This window comes from Candidatus Dormiibacterota bacterium (genome assembly GCA_035532835.1).
GTDB lineage: Bacteria > Vulcanimicrobiota > Vulcanimicrobiia > Vulcanimicrobiales > Vulcanimicrobiaceae > DAHUXY01.
The window spans coordinates 14379-29927 of the sequence record DATKQG010000097.1; the positions used below are offsets into that span (position 1 = coordinate 14379).

20 protein-coding genes are annotated in these 15549 nt (G+C 62.3%); 6 read left to right on the top strand and 14 right to left on the bottom strand.

The genetic code is table 11. The features are described from left to right. Together VMW12_12605 and VMW12_12610 are read right to left on the bottom strand one after the other, a co-directional pair. A complete protein-coding gene (locus tag VMW12_12605; GenBank protein HUZ50558.1) occupies nucleotides 1–1701 on the bottom strand; it encodes a multicopper oxidase domain-containing protein in 1701 nt (566 codons plus the stop codon). Between the two features lie 70 nt (nucleotides 1702–1771). After that, nucleotides 1772–2641, bottom strand: coding sequence for a hypothetical protein (locus tag VMW12_12610; GenBank protein HUZ50559.1), 870 nt, complete (start codon nucleotides 2639–2641; stop codon nucleotides 1772–1774). Nucleotides 2642–2742: 101 nt separating this feature from the next. Between VMW12_12610 and msrA the strand changes: the two genes are divergently transcribed. Beyond that, nucleotides 2743–3393 carry a peptide-methionine (S)-S-oxide reductase MsrA gene (msrA, locus tag VMW12_12615; GenBank protein ID HUZ50560.1) on the top strand — a complete coding sequence of 217 codons (651 nt, stop codon included), beginning with the start codon at nucleotides 2743–2745 and terminating at the stop codon, nucleotides 3391–3393. Here the strand turns inward: msrA and VMW12_12620 are convergent. Genes VMW12_12620 through VMW12_12635 form a run of 4 tightly spaced genes read right to left on the bottom strand, consistent with a single transcriptional unit; the run spans nucleotide 3390 to nucleotide 6588 of the window. Further along, nucleotides 3390–4154, bottom strand: coding sequence for an SDR family NAD(P)-dependent oxidoreductase (locus VMW12_12620; protein ID HUZ50561.1), 765 nt, complete (start codon nucleotides 4152–4154; stop codon nucleotides 3390–3392). The two genes, msrA and VMW12_12620, sit on opposite strands and share 4 nt — an antisense overlap. A 12-nt stretch (nucleotides 4155–4166) precedes the next feature. Continuing rightward, entirely contained in the window at nucleotides 4167–5303 is a 1137-nt protein-coding gene (locus VMW12_12625; protein HUZ50562.1) for an acetyl-CoA C-acyltransferase, read from the bottom strand. Further along, nucleotides 5300–6151: a CoA transferase gene (locus VMW12_12630; GenBank protein HUZ50563.1), complete on the bottom strand. Its 852-nt coding sequence runs from the start codon at nucleotides 6149–6151 to the stop codon at nucleotides 5300–5302. Before VMW12_12630 ends, VMW12_12625 begins: the two co-directional genes overlap by 4 nt. Then, complete coding sequence (locus tag VMW12_12635; GenBank protein ID HUZ50564.1) at nucleotides 6148–6588, bottom strand: hypothetical protein; 441 nt, start codon at nucleotides 6586–6588, stop codon at nucleotides 6148–6150. The genes VMW12_12630 and VMW12_12635 overlap by 4 nt, the downstream gene beginning before the upstream one ends. Before the next feature lie 189 nt (nucleotides 6589–6777). Here VMW12_12635 and VMW12_12640 point away from each other — a divergent pair, with 189 nt between their 5' ends. After that, nucleotides 6778–7689 carry a divergent polysaccharide deacetylase family protein gene (locus VMW12_12640; GenBank protein HUZ50565.1) on the top strand — a complete coding sequence of 304 codons (912 nt, stop codon included), beginning with the start codon at nucleotides 6778–6780 and terminating at the stop codon, nucleotides 7687–7689. On the opposite strand, the gene VMW12_12645 is transcribed toward VMW12_12640, so the two are convergent. Continuing rightward, nucleotides 7679–7960 (bottom strand): helix-turn-helix domain-containing protein, encoded by a 282-nt coding sequence (locus VMW12_12645; GenBank protein ID HUZ50566.1) that lies wholly within the window; start codon nucleotides 7958–7960, stop codon nucleotides 7679–7681. The two genes, VMW12_12640 and VMW12_12645, sit on opposite strands and share 11 nt — an antisense overlap. A 148-nt stretch (nucleotides 7961–8108) precedes the next feature. Here VMW12_12645 and VMW12_12650 point away from each other — a divergent pair, with 148 nt between their 5' ends. Continuing rightward, complete coding sequence (locus VMW12_12650) at nucleotides 8109–8606, top strand: DoxX family protein (protein HUZ50567.1); 498 nt, start codon at nucleotides 8109–8111, stop codon at nucleotides 8604–8606. On the opposite strand, the gene VMW12_12655 is transcribed toward VMW12_12650, so the two are convergent. Continuing rightward, nucleotides 8569–9108 (bottom strand): hypothetical protein, encoded by a 540-nt coding sequence (locus tag VMW12_12655; GenBank protein ID HUZ50568.1) that lies wholly within the window; start codon nucleotides 9106–9108, stop codon nucleotides 8569–8571. The two genes, VMW12_12650 and VMW12_12655, sit on opposite strands and share 38 nt — an antisense overlap. A 23-nt stretch (nucleotides 9109–9131) precedes the next feature. Here VMW12_12655 and VMW12_12660 point away from each other — a divergent pair, with 23 nt between their 5' ends. Genes VMW12_12660 through VMW12_12670 form a run of 3 tightly spaced genes read left to right on the top strand, consistent with a single transcriptional unit; the run spans nucleotide 9132 to nucleotide 11726 of the window. Then, nucleotides 9132–9992 carry a YihY/virulence factor BrkB family protein gene (locus tag VMW12_12660; protein HUZ50569.1) on the top strand — a complete coding sequence of 287 codons (861 nt, stop codon included), beginning with the start codon at nucleotides 9132–9134 and terminating at the stop codon, nucleotides 9990–9992. 3 nt (nucleotides 9993–9995) lie between these two features. After that, entirely contained in the window at nucleotides 9996–10685 is a 690-nt protein-coding gene (locus VMW12_12665) for an alpha/beta hydrolase (protein HUZ50570.1), read from the top strand. Between the two features lie 15 nt (nucleotides 10686–10700). Continuing rightward, nucleotides 10701–11726, top strand: coding sequence for a hypothetical protein (locus tag VMW12_12670; GenBank protein HUZ50571.1), 1026 nt, complete (start codon nucleotides 10701–10703; stop codon nucleotides 11724–11726). A gap of 21 nt (nucleotides 11727–11747) precedes the next feature. Here VMW12_12670 and VMW12_12675 read toward each other — a convergent pair whose 3' ends face one another. From VMW12_12675 to VMW12_12700, 6 genes are all read right to left on the bottom strand, one after another. Beyond that, nucleotides 11748–12488 carry a sulfite exporter TauE/SafE family protein gene (locus tag VMW12_12675; GenBank protein ID HUZ50572.1) on the bottom strand — a complete coding sequence of 247 codons (741 nt, stop codon included), beginning with the start codon at nucleotides 12486–12488 and terminating at the stop codon, nucleotides 11748–11750. Between the two features lie 109 nt (nucleotides 12489–12597). Further along, nucleotides 12598–13119, bottom strand: coding sequence for a ribosome maturation factor RimM (rimM, locus tag VMW12_12680; GenBank protein ID HUZ50573.1), 522 nt, complete (start codon nucleotides 13117–13119; stop codon nucleotides 12598–12600). Then, the gene (locus VMW12_12685; protein ID HUZ50574.1) at nucleotides 13100–13624 is read right to left on the bottom strand and encodes a KH domain-containing protein; all 525 of its coding nucleotides are present in this window, start codon (nucleotides 13622–13624) and stop codon (nucleotides 13100–13102) included. Before VMW12_12685 ends, rimM begins: the two co-directional genes overlap by 20 nt. Next, nucleotides 13625–13918, bottom strand: coding sequence for a 30S ribosomal protein S16 (gene rpsP, locus VMW12_12690; protein HUZ50575.1), 294 nt, complete (start codon nucleotides 13916–13918; stop codon nucleotides 13625–13627). Between the two features lie 34 nt (nucleotides 13919–13952). After that, nucleotides 13953–15290: a signal recognition particle protein gene (ffh, locus tag VMW12_12695; GenBank protein HUZ50576.1), complete on the bottom strand. Its 1338-nt coding sequence runs from the start codon at nucleotides 15288–15290 to the stop codon at nucleotides 13953–13955. Then, nucleotides 15291–15533, bottom strand: a complete 243-nt coding sequence (locus VMW12_12700; protein ID HUZ50577.1) for an acyl carrier protein — start codon at nucleotides 15531–15533, stop codon at nucleotides 15291–15293. It lies immediately after the preceding gene. Nucleotides 15534–15549: the final 16 nt, after the last annotated feature.

The window sequence follows — 15549 nt, forward strand, 5'->3', positions numbered from 1 at the left end:
CTAGGTGATCATAAAGTTCTGCATCATGCCGGTGTCTTCGTGCGGGAGCACGTGACAGTGATGCACGGCCTTACCGGAAAACTCCAAGAAGCGGATGCGCAGCGTAATGCTTCCGGGAGTACCGTTGACGGCGGGCGGAACGACGAACGTATCCCACACTTCGGGGGGATTGTTGGGAACGCCGTTGATCGCAGTTAGTTGAAACGAGTTCACGTGGATGTGAAACGGGTGCGATTCGGCGCTCTGGTTGACGATCGTCCATTCTTCGGCCGTCCCCACTTGCACGCTCGTCGGGATCGCCATTTCGTCGTAGAGCGTGCCGTCGATTAGGAAGGCGATCCCGGTAAGCAGCGTCGGGTACGGTGCCTGCTCGGAATACGTGAACGTGCGCCGCGCGACGATCTCCGCATCGCTGATAATGGGATATTCGCGCGTCGGCGTCGGAAGGCTCGTCGGAATCGACATCTGTACCGCGGGGCCGCTGACGACGAATTGCGCGAGATCGAATTTGGGAAACGGCATGAAATTCACGCCGTTGGTAGCGGCGGCGGATAGCGTATAGGTCCCCGGCGTTTGCGGCGCTTGCACGAGCATCTCGATCCGATTGCCCGGCGACGTGAAGCGCGCGTTGGCGGAAAACATGTTCGCCGGCGTCACGGTGCCGGTAAAATCGAAGGTGGCATGGTTCGGAGCCAACAGGTTGACGCCGTCGAAACCGATTTGGTAACACTCCATCCCGGGCAGAACGAGGGGAAGAAAATAGGCGTTCGTGCCGTTGAGGATGCGCAAGCGCACGACCTCACCCGGTTTCATTTGAAATTGCGGCAGAGACAACGGCGTATAGGTGTTGGTAACGTTGTTGCTCCAATTGACGCCTTGCCCGTTCACCGTGAGCATCGTGAAATCGGTGCCGAGATTGTATCCGCCGGACGCGGGCGGCTGGTAGGCGATCGGCTCGTATTCGTAGGTTCCAGGGGTCGTGGTACTCGCGTTCACGTTGAGCGTCTGAATCACCATGAAAATCTCGCGTGCCGCGGCGATCTCCGGCACCTGATCGATCGGCCCGCGAACCACGATGAGTCCGGCCATTCCGCCCGACACCTGGACGTCGGTCGAACCGTGATGGTGCGGATGGTACCAATGCAGCCCGCTCGGGTGATCCACCGGAATCGGCAACGCATACCCAAACGTTTGGCCGGGATCGACCGCGATCATCATGGCAGCCGGATTCGCTGTCCCGACCGGCTGAAACAGATGCGGAACGGTTTGTATGCCGTGCACGTGCAGGTTGGTCGTATTGAAAAGGTGCGGGTTGTTCATCGGATCTACCGGGCCAGACACGGCGGTTAGCGGGAGACGGCGGCTCATGGCCTGTTCCATGCTCGTCGGTGCCGGAATGCGCACGTGGCCGACGGGCGCGACGGCGGGCGGATTCGGCGGCAGGCCGTTGACGATTTGCACCTGCAGCGTCGAGCCCGGGGTGGTGGTGAGAATCGGTCCCGCCGTCGAGCCGTTGTACGTGCGCGTGCGGATACGATAGCCCGCGATATTGCTGGTGGTATAACCGACGTTCAGCACGTAGCTGTTGGTGCCGGGGCCCAACGGCGTGAGCATGCCGCCCGAATTGCATCCCTCGGCTAAGAGTACGGCTCCGCTCGCAGCGGCGGCCGCCGATCCAACGACAAAACGGCGACGATTCATGGTCCACGCATCCCCTTGCGACGAAAGTTTACGTGCTATTGGTTGCGAGAACCGGCCACCCCTGGGAGGCTCAGAGCGGCGCGTCGTTCACGTGCGAAGCATAGGTGTGCGGGTCGAAGTACCACGCGGGGAGCGACGATGGGAAGGCGATATCTGTAAAGGTAAAGTCGACGGTTTGGCCGTCGCCGGAGTAACCGCCGCCGACCACGCCGTGAATCTTCGTCATCACGGGATGCCCGTCAACGTTGCCGAAATCGATCGTGAACGTCGTGGGATACGGCGAATTCTTATCGCCCTCAACGAAGAGGCGATCGTGCGCGATGATGCGCTGCACTTCGTAGCTGCGCGGATCGACGAAAATCTCACGCAGGCGATTGCGTTCCGGATCGCGCCGCGGAACCAAGACCACACGCAGCAGGCCGTTCTCGATCGTCGCGGATTTCACGTCGTAATCAAACTCGCCGAGCACCCGAATCGCCGCGATCGTTTTAGGCAGCGGACCGGTCGGCTCGGGAGTCGGGATGTCGTTGACGGTGGGCGGACGCGCGGGAGCCGGCTGAAAGATATCGGCCGTTGGAGGGCCCGGGTCGTCGGCAATATCGTACTGCGGCCGCTTGAATGTGAGCGGCCCGTGTGCGCCGAGCGCAAATTCCTCGCGCTCAAGGCAGGCGTCATCGTAGGTACGGCACCACACGTGCCACGAGTAGGTCCCCAGGGGATCCGGGTAGCCGTAGTCGGTCATCTGGGAGCGCGAAACCGTGTACACCTCGTACGGCGGCGGCGGCCTATGGGAACGAAATTGGCGCCGGATAAGAAACATCAGCTCGGCGTGGCCGGGGATCTGATATCCCGCTGCATCGGCTCTCTGCGCCCGCGGGCCCATCGCACAGATCGCTAAGATCGCAAGCGTACAGCCCGCGGCAAATCGACGTATGGTCAATGGCGTCATCCTCATGATCTGATCCCTACATAGCAGGCCGGGCTCAAAGCGTCCTGGGAGGACAACGCATCTAACTGCCGCTTCGTGTCGTACTAGAGAGTATGAAGCTGATCGTTCGAATCGCCCTCACCCTTGTTCTGATAGCCGCAACGCTCTCACGGGCCCCGGCCGCACAGCCGGTGCGCACCGAGCAGGTGGTCCTCGCGGGAGGGTGCTTCTGGGGTATGCAAGCGGTCTTCGCCTCGCTCAAGGGCGTCTCGGAGACCGTTGCCGGGTACGCCGGCGGCAGCGCGGCCACCGCGAACTACGATGCGGTCAGCAGCGAAACGACGCAGCATGCGGAGTCCGTCCAGATCACGTTCGATCCTCGCGTCATCTCGTTCCGAGCGTTGCTGGACGTGTATTTCTTGGTGGCCCACGATCCGACCGAACTCAATCGTCAGGGCCCCGACACCGGTACCAGCTATCGCTCCGAGATCTTCTACACCAGCGACGCGCAGCGGGCACAGGCGCAAGCGATGATCGCTTCGCTCACGCGGCGTCACGTCTTTCATGCGCCGATCGTGACCAAGCTCGAGCGGCTGCCCGCCTTCTACCCTGCCGAAGCCTATCACCAGAACTATCTGGTCAACAATCCGAGCAGCCCGTACATCGTCTACAACGATATTCCGAAATTGCGTGCGTTACAGCGGCGCTTTCCTCAACTCGTCAACGAAGCGAGCGCACCGATGCGCACGATCGCCGCGCGCTAGCGAGGCGCCAGACGAATCGCGCCGTCCAAGCGGATCACCTCGCCATTGAGCATTTGATTTTCGACGATGTGACGGGCGAGCTTCGCATACTCCGGAGGCCGCCCCAAGCGAGCCGGGAACGGCGTCTGCTTGCCGAGCGATTCGCGCGCGGCTTCCGGCAAGCCGGCTAGCATCGGCGTATCGAAGATGCCCGGCGCGATGCTGACGACGCGAATCTGATGCTGCGCGAATTCACGCGCGACCGGCAGCGTCAATGCGACGATACCGCCCTTTGAAGCCGCATACGCCGCCTGCCCGATCTGTCCGTCGTATGCCGCTACCGATGCGGTGCAGATGATGACGCCGCGGTCCTCGTTCGGCGCGACCTCGCGCCCCAGCATGGCCGCCGCTGCCAGCCGGATGACGTTGAACGTCCCGATAAGGTTGATTGAAATCACCTTGCTGAAATGCGCGAGCGGCTGCGGGCCCTCTTTGCCGATGGTTCGCTCGGCGGTGGCAACGCCGGCGCAATTGATCGCACCGTGAAGCGCGCCGAAGCGCTCGGTAGCGCTCGCAATCGCCGCGCTCACGGCAACCTCGTCGGTGACGTCGGTCTTAGCGAAGAGCACCTGCGGGCCGAGTTCTCGCGCGAGTTCCGCGCCGTGTTCGCCGATATCGCAGATTACCACATTCGCCCCGGCACCTGCGAATTCGCGAACGCACGCCGCGCCCAGCCCCGAACTGCCGCCGGTTACGAGAAAGGTTTTGCCTGAAATATCCACGCTAGCTCCTGCCTATAGACGTTCGAAAATCGTTGCATTGGCCATACCACCACCCTCGCACATCACCTGCAATCCGTAGCGTGCGGAGCGCTGCTCGAGTTCGTGGAGCAGCGTCGTCGCCAGCCGCGCGCCGCTCGCTCCAAGCGGGTGCCCCAGCGCGATGGCACCGCCGTTTACGTTCGTCTTCTCGAGATCGGCGCCGGTTTCGCGCTGCCATGCGAGGACGACGCTCGCGAACGCTTCGTTGATCTCGATCGCGTCCATCTGCGCGAGCCGCAAACCGCAACGTTCCATAATGCGTTCCGTCGCAGGGATGGTCGCCGTCAGCATCATGACCGGGTCGCCGCCGATGGCCACGGACGCGACGAAACGTGCGCGCACGTGCAACCCATGCCGTTGCGCAAACGCGCGTTCGCAGAGCAATACGGCGGCGGCACCGTCGCTGATCTGCGAGGAGTTGCCGGCCGTAATCGATCCGTTCGCGGCGAACGCGGGGCGCAGCCCCGCCAGCTTCTCCAAGCTGGTATCGTCGCGAATGCCGTCATCCGTATGGTGTCCGTCGATCGGGACGATCTGCGTCGCGAACGCGCCGCGGTCGCGTGCGCGAGCCGCGCGACGATGCGATTCCAAGCTGTATGCATCGAGCGCTTCGCGCGAGAGACCCCAGCGCTGCGCAACCAATTCGGCGCTGACGCCTTGATCGATCAGCCGCCCGTCGTACCGTGCCGCGAGCATCGGCCCAAAGCGCTCGCCCGGGCCATGCGCAAAACTCGCGCCCAGCGGAATACGGGACATCGATTCGACGCCGCACGCGATGACGGCGTCATATTCGCCGGCGATAATGCCGTTGGCGGCAAAGGCGATCGCCTGTTGACTCGATCCGCACTGCCGATCGATCGTGACGCCCGGAACGCGTTCGGGGAAACCTGCGGCGAGCGCCGCGCTCCGCGCAACGTTCAGAGACTGCTCTCCGACCTGACTGACGCAACCGGCAATGACGTCGTCGACGGCATGCGGATCGATGCTCGCCCGTTCGCACACCGCGAATAGCACGCGCGCGAGCAGATCGACGGGATGAACCTGCGACAGGTTGCCGCCGCGCTTGCCGGTGGGGCTTCGTAACGCCTCGACGATGACGGCCTCTCTCACGCATCGCTCCCATGCGAACGCACGGCGGCCAGCGGAATATCCCGCTCGTTCGCAAGCCGCTCCCATTCCTGCGCCGTTCGCATGCAAAAACGCGCGCGCAACGTCGCCGCGTCGAGCGCGTCGGATTCGAGTAAGGTTTTCAAGGCCGCGATGAAGTGCGGCTCCAAAGCTGCAAGAGCGATCCAGCCCTGCGCGGTTTCGTAGACGTTATACAATGCAAGACCGCCGCCGAGGGATCCGGTTGCGGTGGTCAGCCCGTGTATCAGCGGCGCCGCGAAATCTTGCGCGGCATCGACGATCGCAACGTCGCAGCGCGTTGCTTGGCCCGTGCGCTCTCGAAGAAGCAACGCCGCGAGCGCGCCGCTGACGGCGCGCTCCGCGGCCGCAAGATCGCCGAGGACGGTGCGGGGTAGCGCCGGAGGGGCGATCAGGCCCGCGCGAGCCTGGTACGTCAGGTCGTGTCCGGCCCGCGAATCGAACGGCGGGGCTTCGCCGAAAACGGCGACGTGGCAGAGGCGAGGATAGCGGGCTTGCACCTCGCTCCATCCCAGTCCCAAGCGCTCGAGCGCGCTCGCTCGCATGGCGCTTACGAGCACATCAGCCCGCGCCAACTCGCTCGATAGAAAAGCCCCGCCGGCAGCGGAACGCGCATCGATGCGATGGACGGATTGGCCCTCGCATAACTGCGCGTACCACGACGGCGCGGCATGCTCCAGAGCGTCGCCGCGCAACGGCTCAATCTTGACGACGCTCGCTCCGAGTGCGCAGAGCCGGGCCGATGCGAGCGGGCCCGGAATATTGGTCGCCAGCGAGACGACCCGCAGACCTTCTAACGGACGTGCGGTCAACGCCGTGCGCTAGCGGGGGTACGCGAGAGATAGTACGCGACCGGCAACGCAAAGAAGATGACATGGGGGACGAGCCCGGCGAGCGCTCCACTCAGCGTAAACGGCGCGACGCCGCGCGCTGCAAGCACGCCTTGCATCACCACATCGACGATGATGCCCCAAGCGATCGTTCCAAGAATCCAATTCGAGAGCTGGTTCATGGCCTGGTAGACGTACGCATACAAGACCGCCCAAACGATCGAGATGGCGAAGTGCATCAACAGGCCCAGGAACGCATACGACGTCGACGTGAACGCAACCGGGCCGATAAGGGTGGACGCCACGAATTGCCAGAGTCCGGGAATCTTCTGGTGCCCAACGACGATCAGAAATGTATCGATAAGGATTCCACCGATGATCCCCGCGACGATCGCTCGCCTAAGGAGTGCGGACGACATAAAAACCTCCTACGACAGCTTATCTTTAGTAGCCAGCATAGAACCTAACGCTTACTTTTGTCAAGTAAGCTACTTTAAGTTGCGAAAAGTCGCGGCAAGAAGGGTCTGCACGATGCCGAACGTGCGTCCCTCGTGCCAAGGAAGTCGTCTCGTCGGAAGCGTCGCTCGATCCCTGCTTGGGTCGCGCCTATGCTCCTGTTGCTCGTCGCCCTCGCCCTCGGGTGGGCATTCTTTCACCCGACGGCTCGCAAGCCGGCCGGGCGACACGTCGCCACGCAACCAACGCCGGCGCCGCCCGTCGAGGAGACGCCCGCGGCCACACCGAGCCCCGCTCTCGCTCCGAGCGCATCACCCACGCCTGCACCGGTGGAGTCGGCGCCTGCGACTTCCGGACCCTCCGCGCCCGTGGCCCCCACGCCGCGTCGCGCCGGGATCGCCGGCGGCCCCAAACTCGCCCTGATTATCGACGATTGCGGGCAGTGGATCGATACCGAGCGCGGCTTCGTCGCGCTCCCCATTCCATTGACCCTAGCAGTGCTGCCCTACGTCCATTATACGGCGACGATCGCGCGCGAAGCCTCGGCTGCGGGAAAAGGCGTCATGCTGCACTTGCCGATGGAGCCGATATCGGAGATATATCCGGGCCCGGGCGAGATCAAAACCAGCATGAGCAACGCTCAGATCACCGCGCAGACTCAGGCCGATCTCGCGCAAGTACCGTTGGCGCAAGGCGTGAACAACCACGAAGGAAGCAAGGCGACCTCGAGCCGGCGGGTGATGGACGACGTCATGGGCGTACTCGCAGAGCATCCGGGGCTCTTCTTCATCGATTCGCGCACCATCGCCGCGTCGGTTGCAGCAGAGGTCGCGTCTTCTGACGGGGTGCCCAGCGCTTCCCGCGACGTCTTTCTCGATGATAAAGCTAACCTCGCCTATACGGAAGGTCAGTTACGCGAGGCGGCCGCGATCGCGGAACGGACGGGAAGCGCGATTGCCATCGGTCACCCGCGCCCGACTACGCTGGCGGCGGTGACGGCTCTCTATCCCGAGCTCGAAGCTGCGGGCATCCGGTTCGTGCTGGTAAAGAGCCTTACGCGCTGACCGAGATCCAGCGCTCGGCCCAGCGCCCCAGCGCGTCGAGCGCTTCCTGGAGTTCGTGGCCGGAACACGTCAACTGATACGTCACGCGAACGGGCGATCCCGAAGCAACCTCGCGGGAAATCAGGCCCTCACCCTCGAGTTCGCGCAGGCGTTCGGTCAGAAGCCGGTCCGAGATGCCGGGAATCGCCGCGAGCAGCTCGTTAAAGCGCCGGGGGCCGCCCAGGAGCACGCGTACGATCGAACCGGTCCACCGGCGACCGATTAGCTCCACCGCCTTATGGAACCTCGGGCAGAGGGTACCGTCGGGCGCGTGGAGGGGTTCATGCAGATCGCTTGACATCAAAATTCATCCTGTGTTATTCTGCCGACTAGCTTACCATAAGTAGCTTGCTAATGCAAGATGAGAGGTCACTCGGGCTGTGGACGTTGCATTATTACTGGTTCGGATCATTGTGGGTCTCTATTTCGCCGCTCATGGTTCGCAAAAGCTGCTCGGCTGGTTCGGTGGACCAGGGTTAGTCAACGCCGGAGGCTTCTTCGAGCAACTGGGATTCCGACCCGGGCGACCGTTCGCCCTGCTTGCATCGGTCGGCGAGCTCGCCGCAGGCCTGCTGATCTTCCTCGGCCTCGGTGGGGCTTTAGGCCCCGTACTCCTCGTCATGGTGATGCTGGTAGCGATCTTTTCCGTTCACGTGCCCAAGGGTTGGTTTGCGCAGAACGGCGGCGTCGAAATGAACCTCTTGTACATCGCAGGGGGACTAGCCCTCGCCTTCGGCGGCTACGGAGCCTATTCTCTGGATCGGGTGTTCGGACTGAACGTTTTAAGCGACCCGATGCAGATCTGGATCGCCCTCGCCGTCGCGGCCGTGCTCGCAGCGCTCAACCTCCTCGCCCGCCGCGTGCCGAAGGCGGAGTGACCGGCCGTACCGGCGGAACGGGCGTTGGGCCGGTGAACGGGATGGGCGTGCGCCGGGGGATGGCCGGGCCGGTCCAACGCGGACGCTCGGTCGCGACCGGTACGGGCGTAAAGATCGCTCGCATGGGCAGCCGGCGTTCGGACGGGTTGAACGGCGTTGGGGCCGCGACCGGCATTGCGCTGCCGATCCGCACCTCTACCACGCGCCGGCGGGGATCGTAGCGAACCTGCGCCCCGAGCGCACGTAGAATCGGCGCGATCGGAATATAGGCCCGATCGAGGGCGTCCGGCATGCGCGCAAGCATGCGAATCCGCACCGTTCTGCTGCCGCGTTGGAGAACGAGTACGCCGCGATCGCTCCAGACGCGGGCCGCCAGCGCGGTCGCGAACGGTCGGACCGGCGCCAGCGTGCGACCGCGAGCTAGGTAGGGTTGGATATACGCCGCCACGGGAGCGCCGTTGATGAGGATCGTTACTGCCTTAGGGGGTGGGAATACCGCCACAACTTCGCGATATACCGCATCGGATGAAGCGACTCTTTTCTACCCTGCGCGAAGCGGGGGTCCGTTTCTCGCGCGACGGATGCGCCTTTCTCGCTCAGGCGGTCGCTTTCAACGCGCTCTTTGCCCTGTTTCCGCTCGTGGTGCTGGTAGTAACGCTCGCCTCGTATATCTATCCCAACGCCGAGCAGCGCGTGCTGGTATTCTTCGACTCGGTGATGCCCGCGTTACACGATTTCATCGCCGCGAATCTCCAGTCGTATATTTACGGACGCGGCATATCGAGCCTCATCGCACTCGTTTTCATCCTCTGGTCCGGGAAAAATCTCTTTATGGGGATCACGGTCGCGCTCGACCGCTCGCTCAACGTGCCCAAGGGGCGGCCCTTCTTCCATAGCGTCCTGCTCTCGATCGTTATGCTTCCGGCGATCGGAACGCTATTGATTATTGCGATGGCACTCCCGATATCGCTCTCGATCGTCATGGCGATCGCCAATATCAGCGATCGGCAGAACCTCACGCATTTCTCCGCCTACCTGATCTCGATCGTGTTGGTGTTCGTTATCTCGATGGCGCTCTATCGTTTTTTGCCCAACAAAAAACTCACCTGGAGCTTCGCTCTTCCGGGGGCTTCCGTAACCGCGCTTTCCTGGCCGGTGCTGCAGTTCGCGTTCACGCAATACACGCTGCACGTGCCGTTCTCGCATATTTACGGTGCGCTATCGGTGCCGTTGGTTTTGCTGCTCTGGTTCTACGTGATCGGCTCGATTTTTCTCTACGGCGCCGAGTTTTGCGCGGCATGGGCAGCGCGTAATCGCGGCGGCACGAGTATTCTCGATGAGGTAGGCGCCCTCACGGCGTCCCCCATCGCTATGGAGCGACAATAACCTATGCGATTAGTCTTTATTCATGGCGCCGGATGCACGGGCGAGGTATGGGAGGCACAGCGACGCTCGTTTCCCGAATCGATCGCCCCGTCGCTCCCCGGCCACGGGAAACCCGGCTCGCCCGACACGATCGAGGCGTTCGCGGATGCCATCGAGCGCGAACTCGAAAATCACGAAGTCGGCGAGGCGGTCCTGTGCGGCAACTCGATGGGCGGAGCCGTCGCGCTGCAGATCGCGCTACGCCAGAATCCGCGCGTTCGCGGCATCGTCCTCGTTGATTCCGGGGCGAAGCTGCGGGTCGCGCCCGAAATTTTCGACGCCCTCGAGGATGATTTCCCAGCCGCCACGCACATGCTGGCCGGATATTTCTTCGCCAACCCGACGCCGGAGCGGACCGCCGCCGCGGTTGCCATGCTCGCGGGGGTAGGGCAGGCTCAGACGATTCGCGATTTCCGCGCTTGCGATGCCTTCGATGCAAGCGGACGTCTGGCAAATATCAGCGTCCCCACCCTGGCGATTTGCGGTGAAAAAGATGTGATGACGCCGCCGAAATTCGCACAATTTATCGCCGACCGGGTTCCGGGCGCGAAAGCGCGAATACTCGCCGATACCGGGCATCTCGCCATGGTCGAGAACCCGGCCGAAACGAACGCTGCATTGCGTGCGTTCGTTACCATGATCGATTCAGACTAACTTGGAAGGAGTCCCGTGCGTCGCCTCTTCGGTGTGATGATCCTGTGCTCGTGTGTTGCCTTGGTTGCAGCCGGGCCTTCCCCGGCTCCCAGAGCGCTCGTAACACCAAGCCCTGCTCCATCGCCGGCGGCGAGCGGCCAGGTCTCCGTTGTGATCTACCCCTTTGATGAAAGCGGAACGCTGCAGCCCAAGGTCGGGCTCGAGGTCGCGCATATCTACGCGCAGGTGATCGGTTCTTCGCCCGGCGTCACGGTCGCGGCGATCGGCACCAACGTCAAGCGCGCCGATTACCTCACCTATGCGAAATCAAAAAAGGCCGACTATTACATCAGCGGCTACATGACGACGCTGGGGAGCGGAGCGGCCATCGTCGAGCAGATCGTCACCGTCAATAGCGGCATTATCACGTACTCGCAGTCCGGCCAAATTTATGACGTAAACGATGCCGCGTCGCTCGCGGTCCAAGCCAGAACCGTGGTATTGGAGGCCTCGGGTATCGATACCGAAGGCCTAGCCCAACAGGCTCCGAAATCGACGCCGGCCCCGACGTCCACGAACGGCGCGCAAATGAATCTAGGCGGCATCGGCGGCATGGTGCAATCGCTCTTCAAACACGATGCAAAGACGCAGGCTACGCCAAAACCGATCATTCCGCCCAAGCCCAGCCGTGGCATGATTGTCGTGCGCGTCGCCGGAACGGCTCCCAGCGGCATGCTCACCGATGCGACCAACGATCTGATGCGTGGGCTCGGCGTGTACTACAACGTCGCGGTGCCGACTATCGCGGTCACGAACCCCTCAAAACAGGCGAATTCGATTTGCGGCACCAATCGCAACAATACGATCGTGACGGGGACGCTCAAGCAAGAGCGCGTCGGGGGTGGATTCCGCGCACACACGAGCAGCACGTTTGCGCTCGACGTTTATGCCTGCTTCGGCGCAACGCTCTACCATACGCAAGCGACCAACGACGATCTACAAAAAGCCGTCGAGACCACGGTCAAAGCCTATCAATCGGCGCATCCGGATAACAACGGGTGAGCAATCGCTACTCTTATGCAGTCAGCGGGGCCATAACGCCCCCGCCAGCGTCGAAACGGCACTAACCGCAACCGCACCGATGAGCACTTTGCGAAAGCGAATGGCGGAGATGCGACGGGCGCTCAACGCTCCGCCGACGGTTCCGACAACGGCGGGCGCTACCAAGACGACGGCCATCAGCCACGAACCACCGTGGAGAATTCCAAAGAGTTTCGCGGCGGCCAAGCCGACGGCAAAACTCACCAGGTTGAACATCGCTAACGCTCCGCGGCTCTCGATCACGCCCCATCGCTGATTCGCTATCGCCAGAGCTGCCGGCGGCCCACCCATGCTCGTGCAGCCGTTCAGGAAGCCACCCAACGCGCCCGCTACCGAGAGCGCCACGCCCTCCCGCCGGAATGGCGCGGGGCGAGCGATGATAAACGCCGCCGCCATGCAGAGCGCGGTGATCGCCAGCAACACGCGCAGAGCGCCCGCGTTGAAGACCACGAGCACCGCTACGCCGAACGGCGCTCCCACAGCCGCACTGAGCAGCAGCGGCCCCGAACGGCGCCATGGCAGCCAGCGTAACGTTTCGAGCACGACGAGAATCCCCATAATCCCGCCGACGATCAGCGCCGACAGGACGACTTCCTGAGCCGGGAGTAGCAGCGAGGCGAGGGGAGTAAAGACTAGGGCGAAGCCAAACCCCGTTAATCCCTGGCTATAGCCGGCAACGGCGGCAAGCAAACCGACGATCAACATCACCCAAAGACTAGGCAACGTCGCTCCAAAAGCAGTCCCGCATCCTCTGCTTTTATCATGCCCATAAGGGGTATCCTCCCCACGATCGCGCCGTCGTTTTTTCCGCGTCTTACCAGTTAGGCGTGACCTATAGCTCACCGATCGCGTCGTCGTCGAGCAAGCCGGGCGGGACGTCGACGGTGATCCGTCGGGCTGCGATATCGATCTCGCGAATAAACGCCTTCACCATCGGGAGCATGCGCCCATCGACGATCAACATATCGTTGAGGGGATAGTGCTCGACGCGTTCGACGGTGCCGTAGCGCTTGCCGTCCGTCCCGAAGACCTCGCACCCGGCCAGATCGATGTCGAGATACTCGTCCGCAGCGACGTCCAAACGCTCGCGGGGCGCGAAAAACATCGCACCGATCAAGGCCTGCGCGGACGTCGCGTCGTCCACCCCATCGAAGCGAACCAACAGGCGCCCTTTATGTTCGCGAACGCCCGCGAGTTTCAGGTCCTGCGAGTGGCCGTCGATCGTGCATCGCAGCGTCGCGCCGGGCGAAAAAACCGTGCGACCCGACGTTGTCGGATCGCACTTGAGTTCTCCGCGTAGCCCGAAGATGCCGGCGATGCGGCCGATCGGCAGATCAGCCTTCGGCGTCGTCATCTGGAGCCGCTTGGGCCTCTTCGGTATCGAGAATATCGATGCTCACGCGCCCTTCGGCCGTTGCGCGCGCGATCGTACGCAACGCTTGTGCGACGCGGCCGCTACGGCCGATGACCTTGCCCAAATCCTCGGGATCGACTACGAGCTCGATCACGGGCTTTCCCTCTTCGTCTTGGAAGAGTTCGACCGTTACAGCTTCGGGTTTGGCAACCAGCTTCTTGGCGAGAAATTCCAATAATTCAGTTGCGCGGCGCTGCGACGCCCACGGGTCGCTCGGTTGACGATTTCGCGACGGAGCACGCCGCCGGTCGTCATAGTCGGTATTGCCGCGCTGGGGTGCTCGTTCGCGACGCTCGGTTCTTGGTGGACGCGGCTCTTCGGGTTCGACATCGTTAATAACGGTCTCGCCCGATGCGATACTGCGCGCCCCAAGCGTCGATCGACGTTCCGCCCGCTCTTCGGATTCTTCACCGAACAGGCCAAACTCGTCATCGAACGCGCTCATTTATTCTTTGCCTTCGTTTTTCGGTTTACGCTTCACGTCGGAAACGAAGCCGCGCTCCATGATGCCCTTCTCGGCGAAGAGACGACGAACGGTTTCGCTCGGCTGTGCTCCCTTAGCGAGCCATTCCTTCGCTTTTTCGGCGTTGACTTCAACCGTCTTGGGCTCCGTACGCGGATTGTAATGGCCCAGGATTTCGATGAAGCGTCCGTCGCGAGGCGAACGCGAATCCGCTACGACGAAACGATAGGTGGGTTGTTTCTTTGCGCCCATGCGGCGCAGCCTGATCTTTACCATGGTTGTATGTACTTGTCTTTCGTTGATTTTGGTGTTAGCGGCCGAACATGCCAACGGGCAGGCGTGGGCGACCTTTGCCCTTGCCCTTGCCGCCGATCTGTTTCATCATCTGACGCGCCTGCTCGAATTGCTTTACGAGCCGGTTGACGTCGGATACTTGCGTGCCGGATCCTAGCGCGATGCGTTTGCGACGCGAGCCGTTGAGCAGCGCGGGATCGCGGCGCTCGCGGCGCGTCATCGAGCAAATGATCGCTTCGATACGGCTCATATCTTTTTCGGGAACCGAGAAGTCTTTCGGCAGCGCCCGCGACAGACCCGGAACCATCTTGAGGATGTCGGTCATCGAGCCGAGCTTCTTCATCTGCCGCATCTGGTCCAAGAAATCGTCGAGCGTGAAGGTCTGCTTGACGATCTTTTGCTCGAGCTGCTTGGCTTGGTCGGCCGAGTAGAGGCTTTGCGTCTTCTCGATCAGGGTGAGGACGTCACCCATCCCCAGGATCCGCGAGGCGAGACGATCCGGGTAGAACGGCTCGAGTGCCGAGAGCTTCTCGCCGGTACCGACAAACTTGATCGGCGCGCCGGTGACCGAGAAGATCGAGAGTGCCGCTCCGCCGCGCGTATCGCCGTCCATCTTCGTGAGTAAGACGCCGGTGATGCCGAGGCGATCGTTGAAGCCCTTGGCGACCGTCGTTGCTTCTTGCCCTGTCATCGCATCCGCGACGAACAGAATTTCCTTCGGATTAACGGCGCTTTTGATGCGCGCCAGTTCGTCCATCAGCGCTTCGTCGATCTGCAGCCGCCCCGCGGTATCGATGATCACGGTGGAAATACCCAGGCGGCGGGCCTCCGCGACACCGTCCCGCGCGATCTTCACTGGATCGCCGGCGCCCTGATCGTAGACCGGCAGATCGATCTGTTTGCCCAGGGTCTGGAGCTGCACGATCGCGGCGGGGCGATAGACGTCGGCGGCGACGAGAAGCGTGCGGCGCCCCTGTTCTTTGAGCCGCAACGCCAGCTTGCCGGCTTGCGTGGTCTTGCCGGAGCCTTGGAGGCCGACAAGCATGATGACCGAGGGGGGAGCATCCGAAAATTGCAGGCGCGCCTCAGCGCCCCCGAGGAGTGCGACGAGTTCGTCGTGGACGAGCTTGACGATCGTTTGGGCCGGAGAGAGGGACTCGAGGATGTTCGCCCCGATGGCCTGCTCTTTGATGCGTGCGACGAACTCCTTGGCAGCACCCAGCGAGACGTCAGCCTCAAGCAGCGCTATGCGAACTTCTCGCAGCGCTTCGTTGACGTCGCTCTCACTGAGTTTGCCGCGACCGGTGAGGCGCGAGAAAATCGCTCCTAACCGGTCGCTGAGTTGGTCGAACAATTAGGCTCCTGCGGCGGTAGCGTCGTCGATGCGTTTGACGGCATCTCCGACGGTTTTGATTTTCTCCGCTTCTTCATCCGGAATGTCGATATTGAACTCCGTCTCGAACGCCATGACGAGCTCGACTTGATCGAGCGAATCAGCCCCAAGATCGTCGGTGATCGACGCTTCGAGCGTGACCTCGGACTCGTCTACGCCGAGTTGCTCGACGATGATTTTCTTGACCTTATCGAACGTGGACATTGCCTCTCCTTATATT

Bases quoted from the DNA above. Each gene is read 5' to 3' on its own strand.
- VMW12_12605 (HUZ50558.1), bottom strand. From the start codon at position 1,701: ATGAATCGTCGCCGTTTTGTCGTTGGATCGGCGGCCGCCGCTGCGAGC.
- VMW12_12635 (HUZ50564.1), bottom strand. From the start codon at position 6,588: ATGTCGTCCGCACTCCTTAGGCGAGCGATCGTCGCGGGGATCATCGGT.
- VMW12_12660 (HUZ50569.1), top strand. From the start codon at position 9,132: ATGAAGCGACTCTTTTCTACCCTGCGCGAAGCGGGGGTCCGTTTCTCG.
- msrA (HUZ50560.1), top strand. From the start codon at position 2,743: ATGAAGCTGATCGTTCGAATCGCCCTCACCCTTGTTCTGATAGCCGCA.
- rimM (HUZ50573.1), bottom strand. From the start codon at position 13,119: ATGACGACGCCGAAGGCTGATCTGCCGATCGGCCGCATCGCCGGCATC.
- VMW12_12700 (HUZ50577.1), bottom strand. From the start codon at position 15,533: ATGTCCACGTTCGATAAGGTCAAGAAAATCATCGTCGAGCAACTCGGC.
- VMW12_12685 (HUZ50574.1), bottom strand. From the start codon at position 13,624: ATGAGCGCGTTCGATGACGAGTTTGGCCTGTTCGGTGAAGAATCCGAA.
- VMW12_12665 (HUZ50570.1), top strand. From the start codon at position 9,996: ATGCGATTAGTCTTTATTCATGGCGCCGGATGCACGGGCGAGGTATGG.
- rpsP (HUZ50575.1), bottom strand. From the start codon at position 13,918: ATGGTAAAGATCAGGCTGCGCCGCATGGGCGCAAAGAAACAACCCACC.
- VMW12_12640 (HUZ50565.1), top strand. From the start codon at position 6,778: ATGCTCCTGTTGCTCGTCGCCCTCGCCCTCGGGTGGGCATTCTTTCAC.